Annotated in this window: 17 protein-coding genes; 11 read left to right on the plus strand and 6 right to left on the minus strand. The window is 70.0% G+C overall.

Going from position 1 to position 20620, the window contains the following annotated elements:
- Nucleotides 1-129: 129 nt before the first annotated feature.
- Nucleotides 130-594, minus strand: a complete 465-nt coding sequence (locus tag OHA73_RS38985) for a winged helix-turn-helix transcriptional regulator (RefSeq protein WP_327657507.1) — start codon at nucleotides 592-594, stop codon at nucleotides 130-132.
- Nucleotides 595-710: 116 nt separating this feature from the next.
- Between OHA73_RS38985 and OHA73_RS38990 the strand changes: the two genes are divergently transcribed.
- The 4 genes from OHA73_RS38990 to OHA73_RS39005 all read left to right on the plus strand — a co-directional run bounded on the left by OHA73_RS38990 (nucleotide 711) and on the right by OHA73_RS39005 (nucleotide 3830).
- Nucleotides 711-1886, plus strand: coding sequence for an MFS transporter (locus OHA73_RS38990; protein WP_327658613.1), 1176 nt, complete (start codon nucleotides 711-713; stop codon nucleotides 1884-1886).
- 204 nt (nucleotides 1887-2090) lie between these two features.
- Nucleotides 2091-2567: an LAETG motif-containing sortase-dependent surface protein gene (locus OHA73_RS38995; protein WP_327657508.1), complete on the plus strand. Its 477-nt coding sequence runs from the start codon at nucleotides 2091-2093 to the stop codon at nucleotides 2565-2567.
- A 22-nt stretch (nucleotides 2568-2589) separates the two neighbouring features.
- Nucleotides 2590-3312 carry an RNA polymerase sigma factor gene (locus OHA73_RS39000; RefSeq protein WP_266723346.1) on the plus strand — a complete coding sequence of 241 codons (723 nt, stop codon included), beginning with the start codon at nucleotides 2590-2592 and terminating at the stop codon, nucleotides 3310-3312.
- Nucleotides 3309-3830, plus strand: coding sequence for a hypothetical protein (locus OHA73_RS39005; RefSeq protein WP_327657509.1), 522 nt, complete (start codon nucleotides 3309-3311; stop codon nucleotides 3828-3830). Before OHA73_RS39000 ends, OHA73_RS39005 begins: the two co-directional genes overlap by 4 nt.
- Before the next feature lie 73 nt (nucleotides 3831-3903).
- On the opposite strand, the gene OHA73_RS39010 is transcribed toward OHA73_RS39005, so the two are convergent.
- Both OHA73_RS39010 and pdxR read right to left on the minus strand, forming a co-directional pair.
- Nucleotides 3904-4503 (minus strand): hypothetical protein, encoded by a 600-nt coding sequence (locus OHA73_RS39010; protein WP_267068050.1) that lies wholly within the window; start codon nucleotides 4501-4503, stop codon nucleotides 3904-3906.
- A 39-nt stretch (nucleotides 4504-4542) separates the two neighbouring features.
- Nucleotides 4543-6006, minus strand: coding sequence for a MocR-like pyridoxine biosynthesis transcription factor PdxR (gene pdxR / locus OHA73_RS39015; protein WP_327657510.1), 1464 nt, complete (start codon nucleotides 6004-6006; stop codon nucleotides 4543-4545).
- A gap of 46 nt (nucleotides 6007-6052) precedes the next feature.
- Between pdxR and OHA73_RS39020 the strand changes: the two genes are divergently transcribed.
- Complete coding sequence (locus OHA73_RS39020; protein ID WP_327657511.1) at nucleotides 6053-6994, plus strand: aldo/keto reductase; 942 nt, start codon at nucleotides 6053-6055, stop codon at nucleotides 6992-6994.
- 128 nt (nucleotides 6995-7122) lie between these two features.
- Here the strand turns inward: OHA73_RS39020 and OHA73_RS39025 are convergent, their stop codons facing one another.
- The 3 genes from OHA73_RS39025 to OHA73_RS39035 all read right to left on the minus strand — a co-directional run bounded on the left by OHA73_RS39025 (nucleotide 7123) and on the right by OHA73_RS39035 (nucleotide 12352).
- Nucleotides 7123-7839, minus strand: a complete 717-nt coding sequence (locus OHA73_RS39025; RefSeq protein WP_267068047.1) for an alpha/beta fold hydrolase — start codon at nucleotides 7837-7839, stop codon at nucleotides 7123-7125.
- 191 nt (nucleotides 7840-8030) lie between these two features.
- Nucleotides 8031-9863, minus strand: coding sequence for a right-handed parallel beta-helix repeat-containing protein (locus OHA73_RS39030; protein WP_327657512.1), 1833 nt, complete (start codon nucleotides 9861-9863; stop codon nucleotides 8031-8033).
- Between the two features lie 383 nt (nucleotides 9864-10246).
- Nucleotides 10247-12352, minus strand: a complete 2106-nt coding sequence (locus OHA73_RS39035) for an alpha-galactosidase (RefSeq protein WP_327657513.1) — start codon at nucleotides 12350-12352, stop codon at nucleotides 10247-10249.
- Nucleotides 12353-12425: 73 nt separating this feature from the next.
- Here OHA73_RS39035 and OHA73_RS39040 point away from each other — a divergent pair, with 73 nt between their 5' ends.
- The 6 genes from OHA73_RS39040 to OHA73_RS39065 all read left to right on the plus strand — a co-directional run bounded on the left by OHA73_RS39040 (nucleotide 12426) and on the right by OHA73_RS39065 (nucleotide 20584).
- Nucleotides 12426-13583, plus strand: coding sequence for an ROK family protein (locus OHA73_RS39040; RefSeq protein ID WP_327657514.1), 1158 nt, complete (start codon nucleotides 12426-12428; stop codon nucleotides 13581-13583).
- 40 nt (nucleotides 13584-13623) lie between these two features.
- On the plus strand, nucleotides 13624-14892 hold the full coding sequence (locus OHA73_RS39045; RefSeq protein WP_327657515.1) for an ABC transporter substrate-binding protein: 1269 nt from the start codon (nucleotides 13624-13626) through the stop codon (nucleotides 14890-14892).
- Between the two features lie 5 nt (nucleotides 14893-14897).
- Nucleotides 14898-15887, plus strand: a complete 990-nt coding sequence (locus OHA73_RS39050; RefSeq protein ID WP_327657516.1) for a carbohydrate ABC transporter permease — start codon at nucleotides 14898-14900, stop codon at nucleotides 15885-15887.
- Between the two features lie 19 nt (nucleotides 15888-15906).
- On the plus strand, nucleotides 15907-16746 hold the full coding sequence (locus tag OHA73_RS39055; protein ID WP_267068041.1) for a carbohydrate ABC transporter permease: 840 nt from the start codon (nucleotides 15907-15909) through the stop codon (nucleotides 16744-16746).
- A 27-nt stretch (nucleotides 16747-16773) separates the two neighbouring features.
- Nucleotides 16774-18105, plus strand: coding sequence for a glycoside hydrolase family 27 protein (locus OHA73_RS39060; protein WP_327657517.1), 1332 nt, complete (start codon nucleotides 16774-16776; stop codon nucleotides 18103-18105).
- Nucleotides 18106-18211: 106 nt separating this feature from the next.
- Nucleotides 18212-20584, plus strand: a complete 2373-nt coding sequence (locus OHA73_RS39065) for a glycosyl hydrolase family 95 catalytic domain-containing protein (RefSeq protein WP_327657518.1) — start codon at nucleotides 18212-18214, stop codon at nucleotides 20582-20584.
- Nucleotides 20585-20620: the final 36 nt, after the last annotated feature.

The raw sequence follows: 20620 nt of genomic DNA on the forward strand, positions 1-20620 counted from the left end.
CTGATCCTCGGTGCCACCGTGTCCGGCGGGCGCGCGGCCGCCGCCTACGGATCGCTCCGGCTACCAGTTCATGTGGCTTGGCATGCCGCAGGGTCGGGGTCCGTCCGTCGGCGGGCACCTGCCGTCCGGTCAGTGCTCTCGCACCACGGTGGTCGTGCGGCTGTCGGCGGGAGCGCCGTGGGTGTCGGTGGGGCGCAGTTCAGGCAGCGGGAGCCCGCCCCTGTCCACGAGGACCGAGCGGGGTTCGTCCGGGGTGAAGGCGTGCCGCTCGCCCCACTGGCGCATGGCCACGATGACGGTGAAGAGGTCGCGTCCCGTGTCGGTGAGGGCGTAGTGCTGACGGCGCCCCGAAGGGGCCGTCTGCCGGTCGAGGATGCCGCGTTCGACCAGGCGTCGGAGGCGGTCGGTGAGGATGTTGCGCGCGATTCCGGTGCGGTGCTGGAAGTCGGTGAACGCCCGCGCGCCGTCCATCGCGTCGCGAATGATCAGCAGACTCCAGCGGTCTCCCACCAGGTCGAGCGTGCGGGCGACCGGGCAGGTGGGGTCCGTCCAGTCCGGCACCGTCTCATCGGTGCGGGCCGTGGTCTGTGTCATCACTCTCCCTGAAGAGTTGCGGATCAAAACCATTCTGCCGTACCGTGGAATCGGTTGCAATTTGCTACTGATTGGCGGGGGTGGAGATGACGGTGACAGGGGCAGGGGCGATGTCTCTGACGGTCGGACGGAGGCTGCTGCTTGCGACGGTCTGCGCGGTGGCGGTGGCGACGGTCTATGTGGCGCAACCCGTACTGGCCCAGATCGGCGGTGACTTGGGCGTTCCGGAAGCTGCCCTGGGGTGGATCGTGACGGCGGGTCAGGTCGGCTATCTGGCCGGCCTTGCCTTCCTCGTACCGCTGGGAGACATGCTCGACCGTCGCAAGCTCATCGCCGGCCACCTGCTCCTCGCCGCGGTCGGCATGCTGCTGGCCGCGGTCGCTACCGGGCTCTGGTTCCTGCTCACCGGGCTGGCCGTTGCGGGGTTGTTCGCGGTCGTCGTGCAGACCACGGTCGCGTTCGCCGCCGACCTGTCGCCCGTGGCCGAACGGGGGCGCACGCTCGGCATCGTCACCTCCGGTGTCATCACCGGGATTCTCGGCGCCCGCGTGCTCGCGGGCGGTCTCGCCGGGCTCTGGGGGTGGCGAAGTGTCTACGTGGCGCTGGCCCTGCTCCTCGTCGTGCTTGCGCTCCTCGTGCTGAAGCTGCTGCCGGCCGACCCCCGCTCCGCTCACGCGACGTACGGCGGCGTACTGCTCTCGCTTGTTGGCCTCTTCCATGAGCGGCTGTTCCTCTCGCGCGGCCTGCTCGCGTTCTTCCTGTTCGCCTCCTTCGGCACGCTGTGGAGCGGCCTGGCGCTACCGCTCGCAGCCGAGCCGTGGCATTTGAGCCCGGCCCAGATCGGCCTCTTCGGAATCGCGGGACTGGCCGGCGCTCTCGGCGCCGCTCGTGCGGGGACATGGGCCGACGCCGGGCACACCAATCTCGTCACCGGAGGCGCGCTCGCGCTGCTCGCCGTGTCGTGGTGGGCATCCGGGCAGGCGTCCTGGTCGCTCTGGCTGGTCGTCGCCGGCGTGCTCGTCCTCGACTTCGCGGTCCAGGCGGTGCACGTCAGCAATCAGCACCTGCTCACCGCCGCGTACGCGCACCGGACGAGCAGTGTCATCGGCGGCTACATGCTCTTCTACTCCCTCGGCTCCGCGCTCGGAGCGACTGCCACCACGGCGGTGTACTCCGCGGTGGGGTGGGCGGGGACCGCGATTCTCGGAGTGACTTTCGCCGTCTGTGGGCTGGTTGTCTGGGCGGTCAGTCAGCGCGTGGTCGCTCGGCTGCGGCAAGACGTTCCTGTGTGATCGCGATCGACCCAGCTCGGCCGTGACTGACGGAGGTTGAGTCCTGCGATGTGTCCTGCGATGTGTCGTGCGCGGATGCCGGGAAAAGATTTTTGTGCGACGGCGGCAACCTGCCGTGGGTTCGCGCGTCGTGTGGGGGTGAAGGGAGCCGTCCGGCATCCTTCACCCCGACCGTGGAGTACGACCGTGAACCACTTTGTTCCTGTGCGCAGTGCCGTCGTGGCCACCGGCCTGTTGGCCGCTCTGGCCGCGATTCCCGCCGCCCACGCCACGCCGATGCAGTCGTCGGCCGGCCCCTCGGCCGCCGCCACCGCGACGCCTCGCCCGGCGCCCCCGGAGTCCGCCGGCAGCGTCCCGACGCAAGCGTCGAGCGCCCCGCCTTCGGCCGAGCCCGCCGCCCCCGGCGGCAAGGGAGACGAGGCCTCCTCGGCGGCGCCGAGTGCCGCCCCCGGCGGCAATGGAGACGAGGCCCCCTCAGCGGCGCCGAGCGCCGCCCCCACCGAGCCGGGCACGCCCGCGCCCGCCGCCACCGAGCCCGGCACACCCGCCCCCGCCGAGGACGAGCTCGCACATACTGGGTCCTCGAACACGACCAACACCGTCCTGGGCGCCGGGGCCGTCGCACTCGTCGCCGGTGGCGCGGGGACCCTCTTCGCCGTACGCCGCCGCTCGCACCGCTGACCCAGCACACCCGAGGAACCCTGTGCACACCCCCGTAGCCCACGAACTCGCCCCGCCACCACGGCCGTTCACCCTCCCGTACGGCCGGGTCCGCCCAGGGTGGCGGGACGTGCTGCGTGGGCTGCTGCGACGTGACCGGTCCGCTCTCGAAGGCGCACCCGGCATCGACGCGGCACCCGGCCCGGCCACCGATGCGCCGGGCCGGCCCTCACCCCCGTACGCGCACCCGCACGGCGTCACACCCCCGCCCCTCGACCGGCCGCCCACGATCGGCGAGCTCTACCACGCGCACCGGCTGCGCATGGTGCGGCTCGCGGTGCTGCTCGTGGACGACTTGGCCACCGCCGAGGATGTCGTGCAGGACGCGTTCACCGCCCTCTACCGCCGCCACGGCGAACACATCACGCAGGTGGACAACGCCCTCGGCTACCTGCGCACCGCGGTCGTCAACACCGCACGATCGGTGCTGCGCCGTCGCCGCACGGCCCGGGCGTGGACCCCGCCACCGGCCGGCGAAGCCCCGTCCGCGGAGGACTCCGTCGTCCTCGACGAGGCACACCGCGAAGTCCTCGCCGCCCTGTCCCGCCTCACACCGCGCCGCCGTGAAGTCCTCGTACTGCGCTACTGGGCCGACCTCAGCGAGGCCGAGATAGCCACCACCCTCGGCATCAGCAAAGGCGCAGTGAAGTCGAACGCCAGCCGCGCCCTGGACGCACTGGAAAAGATCCTGGAGGGCCGGATATGACTCCCCGCACACCACGTGCCCGTCCGGCCGACCAGGCCGAACGCCCGGTGGAGCAACGGTTGCGCGAGACGCTCGCCGTGCGCGCCGACAGCGTCACCGTACGGGCACTGCGCCCGGCCCGGCCGCCCGGACCGCATCTGCGCCGACTGCCTCGACTCCGCGACACCGCCCGGCGCTTCGTCCTCCCGGTCGCCGGGCTCGCCACTGCCGCAGCCATTGCCGTCGGCTACGTCGCCCTGGCCCCGGACGCGGACCCGCACCGCACCCCCGTGCCGCCCGCCGCGCCATCGTCGCCGACCGCCCCCGACCAGCGCCCGACGCCCAGCCCTTCGCCGTCGGATCCGTCCAGAACGGAGGTCCCGAACCCGGCTACGCCGTCGACCTCGTCCCCGTCCGCCGCGTCCCCGCCCATGTCGGCCCCATCCTCCGAGTCACCGTCCTCCGAGTCCCCGACCTCCGAGTCCTCGACCGCGACGGACGGCGAACGACCCACGGCCGGCGTGAGCGCACCCGGGTGAGTGGGGGCGGGCCCACTTCCAGGTGGTGTGGGCGTAGGGGTAGCCCGCCGAAACCGCTCCCGGTCAGCGCACCTCAGTCTCGACGCGGCCGCCACGACGTCAGCCCGTCCGTCGGGGTCGAGGCCTGCCAGGCACGGAACTCGTCGTAGGTGCGGATTCCGTGGTCAAGGGCCGCCTGGTAGACCCACACACCCTGTGTCGACTCGCCCCGTGCCGCTGCTTCTTCCTTGATGGCCAGGATGGTGTCGCGCGTCGAGGTGTCCAACGCGGTGCGTACCGGGGTGACAAGGTCAGCCGCGCGGGGGCCGGGGTGGTCGTCGGGCAGCCACCACATGTCGATCTTCCAGACCTCGGTGGGCGTGAACTCGTAGTCAAGGCGCCAGTACAGCCCCTGATCCGGCAGGTCGAGGGCGTTGGCGAAGCGCAGATTACGCACGCCCGGCAACTCTGCGCAGGGCACGAGCGCGGCGAACCCGTCGGCGACCGACGGGGCGGGGGAGTAGATCTCCATGTCGATGTCGGGCTCCACCACGAGGTCGAGAGCGACGGATCCGACGAGTACGGGCGACCCCAGCGGCCGCCACCGCTCGAACAGGCCGAGCCGGTCCAGGATGGTGTCCGCGGTCGCGCGTCGTCGACTGGCGCGCTCCAGGCGCGTGTTGGGGATCTGCATCCCAGGAGCGTAGTGCGCGAAACCGCGGCGTCAGCGACGTCATGCATGACGCAGCTGCTGTGCTGTACGTGTCGGTGGCGAGGCCGCGGGTGAACGCAACGCGTCGCGCAGGAGCGTGATGGCCGGAGGGATCTCGGTGTCGCTGATGTTGCCGTAGCCGAGGACGAGCGCGGGGTGTGTCGGCCGAGGCGCGCGGTAGTCGTCGAGGTCCGCCAGGCGCAGCCCCGCGGCGGCCGCCGCCCGGACCGTCCCACGCGGATCGGCGCCGTCCGGGAGGTGGAGCAGGATGTGCAGCCCGGCGGCGGTGCCGGATACCCGGCCCTCCGGCACCTGGGCGCCGAGGGTGCGGACCAGCAGGTCGCGGCGGGTGCGGAACCGCCGCCGTGCCGCGCGCAGATGGGCGTCGTACCACCCGCGGTCGATGAAGGTGGCGAGCGCGAGTTGGTCCAGCACCGGTGGCGCGGCGGCGACGGGGTTCGCCGCCCGGAGCACCGGGGTCATCGAGGCGGGCGAGACCAGCCAGCCCAGGCCGAGGGCCGGTGACAGGGTCTTGCTGACCGAGCCGAGGAGGAAGACCCGGCCCGGGGCCATGCCCTGCATGACGGCGACCGGATGGCGGTCGTAGCGGAACTCGGCGTCGTAGTCGTCCTCGATGACGAAGCCGTCGACCTCGCGGGCCCAGCGCACCAGACTCGCCCGGCGCTCCGGGGACAGCACCGTGCCGGTGGGGAATTGGTGTGCCGCGCCGACGATGACGGCCCGGGCCGGCGTGCGCGCGAGGTCGTCGACGTCGAGGCCGCCGTGGTCCACGGGCACCGGGTGCACGCGGAGACCTGCGCTGGTCGCGGCGTCCTGCAGCCGCCCCCACCCCGGGTGTTCAACGGCCACGTCGGCGATCCCCTCGGCGCGCAACGCCCGGCACGTACGCAGCAGACCGTCGGTGACGCCCGCGCACACCGTCACGGACTCGGCGTGCGCGTCCGCGCCGCGCGAGCGTCGCAGGTACTGCGCGACGGTGGTACGCAGCACGGTGTGTCCGGCGGCGTCGGGCAGGCCGAGGTCGTAGTGGACGGCCGAGCCGATGACCGCCCGGACGGCGTCCGCCCAGCGGCGGCGGGGAAACGCCCGCAGGTCGGGCAGGCCGGGCGCGAGGTCGTACCGGATGGGTGGTTGTGCCGGCGAGCGTCGGCCGCGGGGCAGCGGAGGTGTCGATCCCGACGCCTCCGGCGACCACGAGACACGCGTAGCGGAACCTACCCGGGCGGAGAGGTACCCCTCCGCGATGAGTTGCCCGTAAGCCTCCGTCACCACCCAACGGGAGAAGCCTAGTTCCTCGGCGAGCGCTCGGCTCGGTGGGACGGCGGCACCTTCCGCCAGCCGGCCGTCCCGGATCGCGGTGCGCAGCGCGTGAGCCAGACGGTCGTGCAGGCGGCGCCGCCCGCCCTCCGGCGCACCGATATCCAGCAGCGTCGCCCACGCGAAATTGGTCTGGGAATCAGCCACAACATTGGAGCGTACCGCCGAACCGAACGCGCCTAGCGTGAGGGACATGACGGAGAATCTGGCCCTTGGGGCCATGCTGTTCGGCACGGCTCAGGACGAGCACCGGTCGTTCGAGATACTGGACCGCTTCGTGGACGCCGGAGGCGTCTGGATCGACACCGCCAACTGCTATGCGTTCTGGGCGGATCCGACCGGATTCGGCGGGCGGAGCGAGGAGTTGATCGGGCGCTGGTTGGCACGTCGCCCGGGCGTCCGTGACCGGGTCAGGATCAGCACCAAGGTGGGCTGCGAGCCGACCGAGGCCGGACGATTCCCGGAGACCGCCGAGGGCCTGTCGGCCGGAGCCGTCAAGAGCGGGATCGAGGACAGTCTCCGACGCCTGGGAACGGACCATGTCGAGCTGTACTGGGCCCACATGCCCGATCCGGGCACACCGCTGGAGGAGACGGTCGCCGCCTTCGACGACCTCGTGTCCGCGGGCACGGTCGGGCGTCTCGGCTGCTCCAACTACCCTGTGTGGCAGGTCGATCGGGCACGGCGGATCGCGCGGGACCACGGTGGTGCCGGCTTCACCGCGCTGCAGCAACAGCACACATACCTCCAGCCGCGCCCCGCGACCCGGCCCAGCGTGTCGCACCGCTTCGGTGCGGTCGGCGACGAGGTGCTCCACTACCTGGAGCACCATCCGGACATGGAGCTATGGGCGTACACACCGCTGCTGAGCGGCGGCTACACCCGCGCGGACAAGCCACTGCCACAGGAGTACGACCACCCCGGCACGGTCCGCCGCCTCGCGGCGCTCGATGAGATCGCCGCGGAGACCGGCACGAACCGTAACCGGGTGGTGTTGGCGTGGCTGACCGGAGGAAATCCGGCTGCCACACCGATCGTCGGCGTCAGCTCGGTCGAGCAGTTGGACGAGGCGTTCGCGGGCGTGGCGCTGGAGTTGACGGGTGATCAGCGCGAACGGCTGGACTGTGCGGTGTGACCTGAGAGATGAGTTGAGAGGACGTGAGGCGGGGGCGGCTGCGATCGGTGACCAAGCCATGCCGGGCCCGAGGCCCGCGAGCCTCCAGATGTTGGCGTAATTGGCCGCCGTGTCACGGAAGTTGGCTGTCAAGCGGTCGCCGTGGTTTCTGTTGCCGCGCGTGCGATGAGCGCGGCGACCTCGCCGGCGTGGGAGACGTACAGGGCATGGCTGCCGGCGGTCTCGGACACCGTGGCTCCGGCCCGTTCGGCCATGGCGCGCTGGGCGGCGGGCGGGATCATCCGGTCGTCGCGGGCGACGAGATAGTGGCTCGGCTTGGCGCGCCAGGCCGGGCTGGTGATGGTGCCGGCCAGGGCGTCAAGACCCCACGGGACCTGCGAGTCGGCGAGGAAGCGCGCGTCGGCCTCGGGTAGATCCCCGGCGAAGGATGCCGCGAACTTGTCCCGGTCCAGGAAGAGGTGACCCCCGGCGGGCGGCAGGATCGGCGGGACGGGGGCGCCGGGCGGCGGGTCGGCGATCAGTGTGTTGACCGACTCGTCCTTGTCGGGTGCGAACGCGGCGACGTAGACGAGCGCGGACACCGCGGCGTGATGGCCCGCCTCGGTGATCACGGCGCCGCCGTAGGAGTGCCCGACCAGCACGGCGGGTCCATCGAGTCCGTCCAGCGCCTGGTTGACGGTGGCGACGTCACCCTGCAGGGACTCGGTGGCGTTCTGCACGACGGTGACGCGGTAGCCGTCCGCGCGGAGCAGGTCGTACACCCCGCGCCAGCCGGAACCGTCGACGAACCCGCCGTGCACCAGCACGACATCCCGGACCGCGCGCGTGGGGGATGTTGCGTCCATGAATGGTCAGCTCCCTCGGTCGGTGAACGAAGCCTGTGGCGAGCAGGAGTCCCTCGCGGGCCGGGTACCAACACGATGCGCGAAAAGCCGGAAAGTTTGACCAGGTCGATGTGGCGTGCATCCCGTACGCGTTGTGCGCATCCCGCCTATATGAACTGCCGTACACGCTTGGGTTCAGTACCCGCTTGGGTTCAGTCCGTGACCACGGAGGTGTTCAGTCCCTTGTCGTAGTGGTTGCCCGCGATCCGGATGCCCGAGCTGCCGTGGAAGACGAACAGCGGGGACGTGTACGGAGGTTGGGCCGCTCCGGCAAGGCGTCGCACCGTGTTGCCGGTGAAGGCGAACCCGCCGACGCTCTTGGCGTCGACGACGGTGACGTCACCGATGTCGAACGCGTTGTCCTCGACCGAGATGTTGCGGTGCACCGGGTGCGCCGGGTCGACGACCTGGTTCGTCGGCTCCACGAAGATGACAGGACCGGTGGGCCGGGTGAACGAGTTCCCGCGGATGGTGAGGTCGGCCACCGGCCCGGACTCGTACCACTGGTAGGCGTCGGCGGAGACGTAGACGCTGGCCATGGACATCGCGTCGAACCGGTTGCCCGTGATCCGGACCGGCTTGCGGGTGGTGACCAGGATGCCACGGGTCGGTACGTTGCGGAACACGTTGCCGGAGATGACGACCGAAGGTGTGGCCGTGATGTTCTCGACGACCGTTTCGTCGATCTTCACCCCGTCGGGGACGGGGCGGTCGAAGGTGACGGTCATCGTGGTCAGCGGCTTGTCGTGGTCCATTCCGCTCGGACCGTCCACCGCGGTGACCTTCGCGTGCGCGTCCTTCAGCGGGGACATCGTGGTCTTGGTGGCGAACTCGGCCTCGTCGCCCGGCGCGAACTGCGGGAATCCGGCGGTCTGAGGGTGTTCGTAGGCGAGAGTGAGAGTGTTCGGCCCCGGCTTCCCGACGACCTGGAGGTAGGTGCCGTGGATGTTGATCGGGTCGTCGTGCGGCCCGTCGAAGACGCTCCGGGTGATCGCGACCTTCCCCTTCACGCCGGACATTTGCACGAAGTCCGCGAAGGACGCCGTCGACCGGCCGGACCTCGGATCGGGGGCGAAGTTCACCTTGTCGATGGCGATGTTCTCGCTGAACTGACCTACTACACCGAAGGATTGGAGGTAGTAGGCGTTCATCGAGCGCATCGTGACGTCCTTCGACTGCCAGATGAACGCGCCCGGCTCCGTCCGCTCGATGAGGCGCATCTGGTAGACGAGTCCGGCGTCCGACGGACGTGCCGTGGTGCCGTAGTCGATCCGGATCCGGCGGCCGCCGAGGTCGGTGACCGAGGCGACGTCGTTGAACAAGGGGTTGTCCCCGCGCCAGGTGCGTTGCGCCTCGGGGTCGTGGATCTGCGTGTACTGGAGTCCGTCGACACCCGACCAGTACGGCTTCCCGGTGGCGGGGCTCTTCTCGCCGCGCCACGTGATGTGTGTGCCGTCGACCCGGTACGGGCTGCCGGCGGGGATCTTCAGGACCCGGTAGGCGTGCCCGTCGGTGACGCCGGTGTCGGTGACGGTCGCGTCGATGACCTCGGGGGCCGCGTAGTCGAAGGAGAAGTTCTGGAACGTCACACCGGTCGAGCGGATCGACGCGAACGCCGTCTGCAGGCCGTGGTAAATCAGCTTCGCCCCGCCGCCGTCGACGGTGACATCGTGCATGTCCTCGACGAGCAGACCGATCCTCTTGTCCCGGTAACGCTGGTCGGCACCAACGGTGTTGGACACGTACAACTCACGCTTCTCGGCCCGCTCCGGGTAGAGCTGGTAGGTGCCCCGCGAGAACTGGATCCGGGTCGGTCGATCGAGTGTCTTCGCATGCCGCAGCGCCGCCGCGACGGCGGGCGCCGAGTCCGTACGTCCCGTGGGATCGGCGCCGTATTCGTCGGCGTCGACCACCACCGGTCTCGGTGTCTGTGTCGGCACTGCGGAGACGGGGCTGCCGCCGCCGATGAGTAGCGCGAGCGCCACTCCGAGAAACAGTACGAACCGAGACCGAGCCATAGCCCCTCCAAAAGGATTCCGACCAAGAAGTTCCTGGTCAGACTCCGGCTGATACTTCAACGACACCTGGAGCGGCACCGGAAGCGGCGCCGACATTGGTGCGTGCCTACACCACCTCCGGCACCCCGGTCACCGGCTGGAGCAAGGAGGATCACCGTCGACGGTGTCCCGCAGCGCGTGCGCACCAAGACGGTCGACGGCGCGACGTATACGTACGTGACGCCCACGGTGCGGGCAGGGGCGACATCGGTGGTGCAGGTGACCGGCTGATGTGCCTGCGGGTGAGTCGCCCCGCCGTCTCATTCGCCCGGCCGCCTCACCCACACCGCCGCCTCAGTTGCCCCGCCGCCTCACCCGCCCCGCCGCCTCAGCCGCACCACGATGCTCGGCCGTTCCCCCGGCGCGGGGCGCAGCGGCAGGCCGTGCGTGAGCAGGGTCGCCGCATCGTGTTCGGCGCCGGTCGTGTCGTCGACGTAGAGCGCCGAGGGGGAGAGCCCGGCCAGGCGCAGGTTGCGGACCCGGCCCCAGGCGATCACCACGATGCGGTCGTCCGCCTGGTACTGCACGGCGTCGTCGAGGCGGTACTGCTCGCCGAACTGCACCACTGGGCGGATGTCCTTGTAGAGCGCCACCAGTTCGCGGGCCTCGGCGAGTTCCGTGTCGGTCCAGCGGGAGAGGTCGCCGCCGATGCCCAGTGCTCCGGTCATCGCCACGTGGAAGCGGTAGGGGAGCGGGGTGCTGCGGCCGGTGTGCGGGTTGGGGCTGTCGGTGACCCAGGCGGACATGGTGCGGGCCGGGTAGATCTGGCTGTAGCCCTGTTGGATGGCGACCCGGTCGTCGGCGTCCGTGTTGTCGGAGATCCAGATCTGGTCGGTGCGGGCCAGCATGCCGAGGTCCGCGCGGCCGCCACCGCCCGCGCAGCCCTCGACCCGTAGGCCGGGGTGGGCGCGGCGCAGCCGGTCGAGCACCGAGTAGACGCCCCGCGTGTGGTCGGTCCACAGTCGCTCGGCATCGGGGTGGCCGGGCCAGCCGGCCTCGGTGAACGCCCGGTTCATGTCCCACTTGAGGAAGTCGATCCCGTACGTGGCGACCAGACGGTCCAGCCACTTGAAGGCCCACTCCGTCACGTCGGTGCGGGCGAAGTTCAGCACGAGCTGGTTGCGGAGTTCGGTGCGGCGGCGGTGCGGCATGTGCAGCACCCAGTCGGGGTGTGCGCGGTACAGGTCGCTGTCCGGGTTGGTCATCTCCGGCTCGACCCACAGGCCGAAGCGCATACCGAGCCGGCGCACCTCGTCGACCAACGGGCCGAGTCCGTCCGGGAATTGCTCGGGATTCGGATGCCAGTCGCCGAGCCCGGCCCGGTCGCTGGTGCGCTGTCCGAACCAGCCGTCGTCCACCACGAACAGCTCGACGCCGAGGTCGGCGGCGCGCGCCGCGAGTGCGCTCTGGCCCGCCAGGGTGACGTCCCAGCCGGTCGCCTCCCAGCTGTTGTAGACCACGGGGCGCGGTTCGTCGGGGCGCGGCAGTACGTGTGCGGCGATGTAACGGTGCCAGCCGCGGCTCGTCGCACCGAATCCGCCGCCGCTGAACTGCCCTGCAAACACCGGGGTTTCGTGGCTATCGCCGGGTCGGAGCCGCCAGGTGAGACCCTCGTGCCCGGCGCCGCCGGTCACTGTGAACGGGCCGCCGGTGTGGTCGCGCTGCGCCGTGATCCGCCAACTCCCGGACCAGGCGAGGGCCATGCTCCACACCTCGCCGTGGCGCTCGTCCGCGTCACCCGCGTCGACCATCAGCCACGGATTGCCGAAGTGCCCGGACACGCCGCGCCGGCTCGTGAACACCGTCTCGGCGAAGGGGGCTTCAGTGCGACGCAGCTGTGTCTCGCCCGTCCACTCGCCGACCGTGTGGCTCAGTCGCACGCCCGATGCGGCGGGCACGGACCAGCTCGCGGCGTCACAGCGCAGGATCTCGATGGGCTCGTCGCCCTGTTCGTCACCCGGTTCTTCACCCTCCTCGACGTCCTGCTCGGCGGATCCCAAGTGGCGGAGCACCAGGGAGCGTTCAATGACATCGCCGTCCGGCCGAACCGAGTATTGCAGCGTGCAGCCGAGCGGGTAGTGCCGGTCGCGCAGCCGTACCTGGAGTCGGCCGCCGTCGATCTCGTGGCCCTCGTGCACCCACTCGACCCCGCGTGCTCCATCCGCGTATCGCACGAGCAGCGACGGCACCCCGAACCGGGCACCGCCCTCAACGCCTAGCTCCTCCCCGCCTGTTGACGCGAAACTGCTGGTCAATCCGTCGTGTGTGGGCAGCGCGGCCGCCTGGTCGAGGGTGAGGGGCGCGCCCCAGTGGACATGCCGTGGGCTGTCGTCCGCGTCGATGCGCAGCGCGTAGGCGGAGGCGGGGGTCGTGAGCAGGAACGTGCGACTGGGCTCGTCGAAGGACACCTGAGACATGAGCCGGAGCCTAGGTCGAAACTCCCTGGATTTAAATATTGACGAAGGAAATTAATACCCCTACGTTTCCCCCATGTTGCTGAACCGAGCGAAGCTGCTCGCGTCTCCGGCGGCCAACACGGTGTTCACGACAGTGCTCACCCGTGGCCCGGTCGTCCGTCCCGAGATCGCCCGTCTCACCGGTCTTTCCTCCGCCGCCGTCACCAAGGCGGTCAAGCCGATGATCGAAGCCGGTTACCTGGAGGAGCTCACGCTGGGGCCCCGGACCGCCGAGGGGGCGGGACGCCCCGCGCACCCCCTCGCCGTCCGCGCCGACCGGGAGTTCTTCGTGGGCGTCAAGGTCACGGCTGACGAACTCATCGGCGTGGTCACCGACTTGAGGGCGCAGGTCGTCGGCGCCGCCCACCGGATCGCCGTGACCGACCGGTCCGTCGAGGGGGTCGTGAGAGACATCGCCGCGCTCGTCACGGAGCTGACCCCCGCGCACGCCGAGCGGACCCACCACATCGGAGTGTCCGTCTCGGGCGACGTGGACCGGCCGGGCGGCGTCGTGCGCTACTCGCCGTTCCTCGGCTGGCACGACGTCCCGCTGGCCGAACTGGTCGGCTCGGCAACGGGGTTGGCGGTCACCGTCGAGAACGACGTGAAGGCGCTGACCGTCGCCGAGCAGTGGTTCGGCGAAGGCGTCGGCGCCGACTCGTTCGCCCTCGCCACGGTCGGCGTCGGCATCGGCTGCGGGCTCGTCGTCAACGGCCGTCTGGTGGCCGGGGGTTACGGCGTGGCCGGCGAGATCGGCCACATCCCGGTCGCCGCCGGGGACGGCCCGGAGTGCCACTGCGGCGCCCGGGGCTGCGTCGAGGCCATCGCCTCCGAGGCGGCCATCGTCTCCCGCGCCCGGCGCGCGGCGGACGATCCGGGCCTCGACATGGCCGGGGCGATCGACCGCGCCCACGGCGGGGACGCCGCCGTGCGCGCCGTGTTCGACGAGGCGGGCAAGGCCATCGGGCTCGGCCTCGCCGCAGTGGTCAACCTGGTCGGGCCCGAGCGGGTTGTCGTCTCCGGCGAGGGCGTGGCCGCGTATGACCTCTTCGAGGAGCAGATCCGCGCCGCCTTCACCATGCAGGCCTTCGGCGCCGCCGCCCGCTGCCCGCTCGTGGTGCGCCCGCTGCCCTGGGAGGAATGGGCGCGCGGTGCGGCCGCCGTCAGCATCCAGTCACTCTTCACCGCCTGAGCCTGCCTCCGTTCCCGGAAGTCCCCGGAAGGACCTTGTCATGACTGCCAGTTCCGCCCTGTCCCGCCGGGGATTCCTCGGCACGTCCCTGCTGTTCGTCGCCGGCGCCGCCGTCGGGTGCGCCGGCAACCCGCAGGAGACCGCGTCGGCCAAGGGCGCCAAGGTCACGCTCACGCAGTGGTACCACCAGTACGGGGAGGAGGGCACCCAGGCCGCGGTGAAGCGGTACGCCGAGGAGTTCACCAAGGCCAACCCGGACATCGCGATCAACGTCGTCTGGGGCGCCGACACCTCCCAGTACGAGACCAAGCTGAACGCCGCGCTGCTCGGCGCCGACGCCCCGGATGTCTTCGAACTCGGCGACTTCCGCGCCGAGATGGCCCGCAAGGGACAGCTCGAACCCCTCGACGACGTGTACGGCGCCGCCAAGAGCGGCTTCGTCAAGGCGGACCTCGACTACCTCACCGTCGACGGCAAGATCTACGGCATGAAGACCATCGACGACATCATGATGCTCTTCTACCGCAAGTCGATGCTGAAGAAGGCGGGCGTCGACGTGCCCACCACCTTCGCCGAACTCGCCGACGCCGCAAAGAAGTTGACCGACGGCAACGTGAAGGGGCTCTTCATAGGCAACGACGGGATCGGCGACAGCCCCTACCTGCTGGCCTGGTCCCAGGGCAAGGACCTCATCGACGGGAAGAAGGTCGTCTACGCCGACGCCGCCACGTCCATCGGTGGCCTGCGCGACCTGCACTCCGACAAGTCGGTGCTGCTCGGCTTCACCACCGACTGGTACGACGCGGGGGCGTTCACCCAGGGCGCCGCCGCCATGCAGTGGTGCGGCCTGTGGGCGCTGCCCACCGTCGAGAAGGCGCTCGGTGACGACTTCGGGGTCGCGCCCTGGCCCGCGTACGACTCCTCGGGCAAGCCCGTCGCCCGGCTCGGCGGCTGGACGCAGGCCGTCAACGCCAAGAGCAAGCACGTCGTGGAGGCCAAGAGGTACCTCAAGTGGCTGTGGATCAAGCAGGCCGACATCCAGATCGACTGGGCCGTCAAGTACGGCTCCCACGTGCCGCCGCAGACCGAAGTGGCGGCTAAGACACCGGAGTTGAGCAAGGGGCCGGCGAAGGACGCCGTCGCCATCGGCACCAAGTACGGCATCTCCTTCCCCGCCGAGTGGACGCAGGCCATGCAGGCCGAGTTCATCGCCGCCGCCGCGGACATCGCCAAGGGCTCGGCCCCGGAGAAGGCCCTCAACAAGGCCCAGTCCAAGGCGCAGTCCGAGCTCGACAAGCAGATGGGCTGACCGTCATGACGGCCACCGGTACCACGCCTTTGCGGGGGAGCAGCAAGAGTCCCGCCCGGCCGGCGCCCGCCACGGCGCCGCGCCGCCGGCGGCTGCTGACCGAGCGACGCTCGAAAATCCTCGCCTTCGTCGTCCTCACCGCGCCGATGCTGCTCGGCCTCGCGCTGTTCCGCTACGTCGCCATCGGCTGGAGCTTCCTGCTCAGCTTCAGCGAGGCCCGCCGCACCATCTCCCTCGGGAACTGGGTCGGCCTGGACAACTACCAACAGCTGCTGAGCGACGAGCGGTTCCGCGACTCGCTCACGATGATCGTGCTGTTCACGGCGATGATCGTGCCGATCACCTTCGCCGGGTCGCTGGGCCTCGCCGTCCTCGTCAACCGGGTACGTCGCGGGCGGGCCTTCTTCCGTACCGCCTTCCTGCTCCCGGCCGCGGTCAGTTACGTGGCCGCCGCGATGATCTGGAAGATGGCCCTGTTCAGCGGGGTCCCGTCCGGCCTCGCGAACACGCTCGGCGCGCTCTTCGGCGACGACCCGACCGCCTGGATCCAGACGCAGAGCCCGCCCCTGTACTGGATCGTGCTGGTCACCCTGCGGCTGTGGCTCCAGGTCGGTCTCTACATGATCCTCTTCATCGCCGGGCTCCAGTCCGTCCCGCCGCACCTGTACGAGGCCGCGTCCCTCGACGGCGCCGGCGCGTGGCGCACGTTCCGCAGCATCACCTTCCCCATGCTGCGCAACACATCGGTCGCGATCCTGCTGCTGATGCTCATCGCCGCGCTCCAGGCCTTCGACGAGTTCTACGCGATCTTCTCCACCGGCGCCTCGCTCGGCAGCGAGCCGGTACGCACCCCGCTGATGCATCTGTACGGAGTCGCTCTCCAAGACCAGGACTACGGCGTCGGCTCCGCCGGAGCCTTCCTGCTCACCCTGCTGATCGTGCTGGTCACGCTCCTCCAGGGCCGGATCCTCGGGTTCGCCCGCGACAAGGACTGAACGGACAAGGACTGACACCATGAACCGTTACCGAGGGAGCGTGCTCGGCTCCGCCGCCACGTACCTGGTCCTGTGCCTGCTGGCCGTGGTCTTCCTGATTCCGTTCTACGTCCTGCTGCGCAATGCCTTCATGACGACGCCGGAGGTCACCGCCACCGACTGGAACTGGCTGCCGTCCGCGCTGAACTGGGACAACTTCACGTCCCTGTTCGACAATCCAGAGCGACCCTTCGGCCGGTCCCTCGTCAACTCTCTTGTGATCGCGGTGATTTCGGCCCCGGTATCGACGCTGCTCGCCTCGATGGCGGGGTACGCGCTGGCCCGGATCAACGTGCCGGGCCGCGGGATCGTCCTGGCGCTGATCGTCGGTACGTTGATGATCCCGCAGGCGGTGACCTTCCTGCCCACGTTCGTCGTCGTCGGCTCCATGGGAGGCGTCAACACGATGTGGGGCCTGATCGCGCCGGGCCTGTTCAACGCGTTCGCGGTCGTGCTCTTCCGAAGCTTCTACCTGTCGTTCCCCGCCGAGATCGAGGAGGCGGGCCGCATCGACGGCCTCAGCTACCTCGGCGTCTACGGGCGCATCATCCTGCCGAACTCCGTCACGATGATCGCCTCGCTCGGGGCGTTGTCCTTCATCGAGGCGTGGAACTCCTTCCTCTGGCCGCTGATGATCGGCCAGGACCCGGACAGCTGGACCGTACAGATCGCCCTGTCCAGCTTCCTCACCTCCCAGACCGTCAACCTGCCCGAGCTGTTCGCGGGTACGGCCGTGGCGATCCTCCCTCTCGTGATCATGTTCCTGGTCGCCCAGCGCCACATCGTCCAGGGCATCGCGATGTCCGGTCTCAAGTCCTGAACTCCCTTCTTCCCGGAGGTACTTCCCGTGACCAGATCGATCCGACGCGCGGCTCTCGTCGCTGCCTGCACGCTGCCCCTCGCCCTCACCCTGTCCACCGGCACCGCCCAGGCCAAGACCCCGTACGTCAAGCCGTTCATGGGCTGGAGCAGCTGGAGCGTCGAGTCCTCCTCGCACAGCGACTACGGCACGCGCTGGCTGAACGAGGGCAACATCAAGAACGCCGCCGACGCGCTCAGCAGCAAGTTGGCCCCGGCGGGCTACAAGAACCTGAACATCGACGCCGGCTGGAACTTCGACTACGACTGGAACTTCCACACCGACGCCAACGGCATCCCGAACGCCGACAAGGACCGCTTCCCCAGCGGAATGCCGTCGCTCTCCGACTACGTGCACGGCAAGGGCCTCAAGCTGGGCCTGTACGGCGCCGCCGGTCTGGAGAAGGAGGTGTACGACAAGAACGCGCCGATCCTCGGTACGGACTGCCATGCCCAGGACATCGCCGCGCAGCCGCTGACCCCGACCAACAAGTGGGAGGGCGCCTGGAAGATCGACTACAGCAACCCCTGCGCCCAGGACTACATCGACTCCATCGTCGCCCGCTACGCCTCCTGGAACGTCGACTTCATCAAGATCGACGGCGTGACGAAGGACAACGTCGAGGACATCAAGGCCTGGTCCACCGCCATCGACCACAGCGGCCGCAAGATGTGGCTGAGCGCCAGCGCCTGGCCCGTCGACCTCGAGGCCGGCGACGGCCTGCGGCCCCACGCGAACGGCGTCCGCGTCGACACCGACATCGAGTGCTACTGCGACACCACCAGCACCTGGACCAGCTCCGTGGACGACCGCTGGACCGATCTTCCCAAGTGGCTGCCCAAGCTGTCCGCCCCCACCTACTTCGGCGACCTCGACTCCATGCCGATCAACAACAACTCCGGCAGCGGGCTGCAGGACGGCATCAACGACACCGAGCGGCAGAGCGTCATGACGTTCTGGTCGATGGCCTCGTCCCCGCTGTACGTCGGTGGTGACATCTACTTCCTCGACGACAAGGCCAAGGCCGTCCTGACCAACCCCGAGGTCATCGCCGTCGACCAGGCCGCCGTCCTGCCGAAGCAGCTCCGCTCCGGTGACACGCAGGTGTGGACGAAGCGCGTGGGTCACGACACGTACCTCGCGGTCTACAACATGGGCTCCTCGGCGACCGATATCCGCGTCAACTTCAAGGACCTGGGCGTGCACGGTCCGCAGCGGCTGCGTGACGTCGTCGCGCGCGAGAACCTCGGCTCCTTCAAGGGGAGTTGGACCGCCTCCTCCGTGCCGGCCCACGGCTCGCGGCTGATCAAGCTGTCGTAGGCCCCGCCCCTCAGACGCTCCCGGCGAAGCCCCGTCCCGCGATGGGGGCTTCGCCGTCCCATGGAAGGACACGCACATGAGCAACGGCCCACGGAATGACCCGCACATGAGCAACGGACCGTCCCGCCGCACGTTCCTCGGGCTCGGGGCCGGGCTCGGCGCCGCCTTCGCGCTGAGCACCCTGCCCGCCTTCACCGCCCACGCCGCGCCGAACCGCCCCACCATCTCCCCGCTCGTCCCCGCCGACGAGGCGACCACCCTCTGGTACCCCGAGCCCGCCGACGGCGACCTCCTTATCGAGCAGGGCCTGCCGCTGGGCAACGGTCGCCTCGGCGCCCTCGTCGGCGGCGATCCGGACAGCGAGCTGTTCCACGTCACCGACGCCTCGATGTGGACCGGCGGAGCCAACGCGACCCTCGACAGCGACGGCCAATTCCCGTACGGGCGCGACGACTTCGGCAGCCTCACTCTCCTCGCCCGACCCGTCCTGACCGTGCCGGGACACGGCCGCGCCGACGTGAGCGGCTACCGGCGCACCCTCGACCTCAGCAGCGGCGTGGTGACCACCTCGTACACGAAGGGCAAGGTGCGCTACCAGCGGGAGATGTTCATCAGCGCCCCCGACGACGCCCTCGTCATCAGACTCAGCCAGAGCGGCGGCGGCACCCTCACCGGCAGCCTCGCCCTCTCCGGTACGCACGGCGAGACGACCACCGCGGACGCCGCCCGCCGTCTCGCCTCCTTCTCCGACTCCTTCGCCAACGGCCTGCGCTACGCGGCCGCGGTCACCGCCACCGGCGACGGCGTCATCGCGGCGAAGGGTGCGCGCGTCACGTTCACCGACTGCACCGAGGTCGTGATCGTGATCAGCGGCGGCACCGACTACGCCCCCGACCATGCCGCCGGCTACCGCGACCCGGACCTCGACCCGGTGCACCTGGCCGAGTCCAAGGCCCTTGCGGCGGCGGAGAGTTCGGGCGTGCTGCTGCGTGACACGCACGTCGCGGACTACCGGCCCCGCTACGACCGGCTGGACCTCGACCTCGGCCCCTCCACCGGGCGGCAGCGCAGGCTCGACACCTGGTCGCGCCTGAAGGCGCGCGCCGCGGACGGATCCGCCCCCGACCCCGAACTCGAGGCCAGCTACCTCCAGTTCGGCCGCTACCTCACCATCTGCGGCTCGCGCGACGGGCTTCCCATGGGCCTGCAAGGGCTGTGGCTGGAGGGCAACACCCCCGACTGGATGGGCGATTACCACACCGACATCAACCTCCAGATGAACTACTGGCTGGCCGACCGGGCCGGTCTGGGCGAGACCTTCCCCGCGTTCGCCGACTACTGCCTCGCGCAGCTGCCCGCCTGGAACAAGGTCACCCAGGAACAGTTCCAGGACTCCCGCAACCGCTACCGCAACACGTCGGACAAGGTCGCCGGCTGGACCGTCGCCTTTTCTACGAACCCGTACGGCGGCCTGGGGTGGTGGTGGCACCCGGCGGGCAACGCCTGGCTGTGCGAATCCCTCTACGAACACTACGAGTTCACGCAGGACACGAAGTACCTCGATCGGATCATGCCGCTGTTGAAGGGCGCCTGCGCGTTCTGGGAGGCGCGCCTGATCACCACGACGGTCGACGGCCGCGAGGTCCTGATCGACGACCACGACTGGTCGCCCGAGCAGGGCCCGCAGGACGCCCGTGGCATCACCTACACCCAGGAACTCCTGTGGTCCCTCTTCGGCCACTACGCGGAGGCGTGCCGCACCCTCGGCCGCGACACCGACCACGCCGCCACCATCACGGGCCTGCGCGAACGCCTCTACCTGCCGAAGGTCAGCCCGACATCCGGCTGGCTGGAGGAGTGGATGAGCGAGGACAACCTCGGCGAGACGACCCACCGCCACCTCTCCCCGCTCATCAACCTGTTCCCCGGTGACCGCATCCGTCCCGACGCGGGTGACCCCGAGATCCTGAAGGGCGCGACAGCACTTCTCACCGCCCGCGGCATGGAGAGCTACGGGTGGGCCTGCGCCTGGCGGGCGGCGTGCTGGGCGCGACTCAAGGACGCCGAGAAGGCCTACCAACTGCTCCTGACGAACCTGAAGCCGTGGGCGGGCGGTGACACCGGCACGGCCATGAACTTCTTCGACATGTACCGGGTCTCCGACACCCGCGCCATCTTCCAGATCGACGCCAACCTCGGTACGCCCACGGCCATGCTGGAAACGATCGTCTACTCCCGGCCCGGCCACATCGAACTGCTCCCGGCCCTGCCGGACGCCTGGGCCGCGTCCGGTTCGCTGCGCGGAGCGGGCGCGCGCGGCGGGTTCACGGTCGACGTGGCCTGGGAGCACGGCCGCGTACGCCGGGCGACGCTGCACAGCGTGGGAGGCCGCAAGACCACGGTCACCGCGGGCGGCCGGAGCACGACCGTCACCCTGAAGCCAGGGGAGTCGAGGGTGCTGAGGGACCTCGTGGCCTGAGCGCGCGGACGCGGGGCGCCTGCCGGGCGCCCCGCG

Origin of the sequence: Streptomyces sp. NBC_00483, from assembly GCF_036013745.1 — a bacterium.
Classification (GTDB): Bacteria; Actinomycetota; Actinomycetes; order Streptomycetales; family Streptomycetaceae; genus Streptomyces.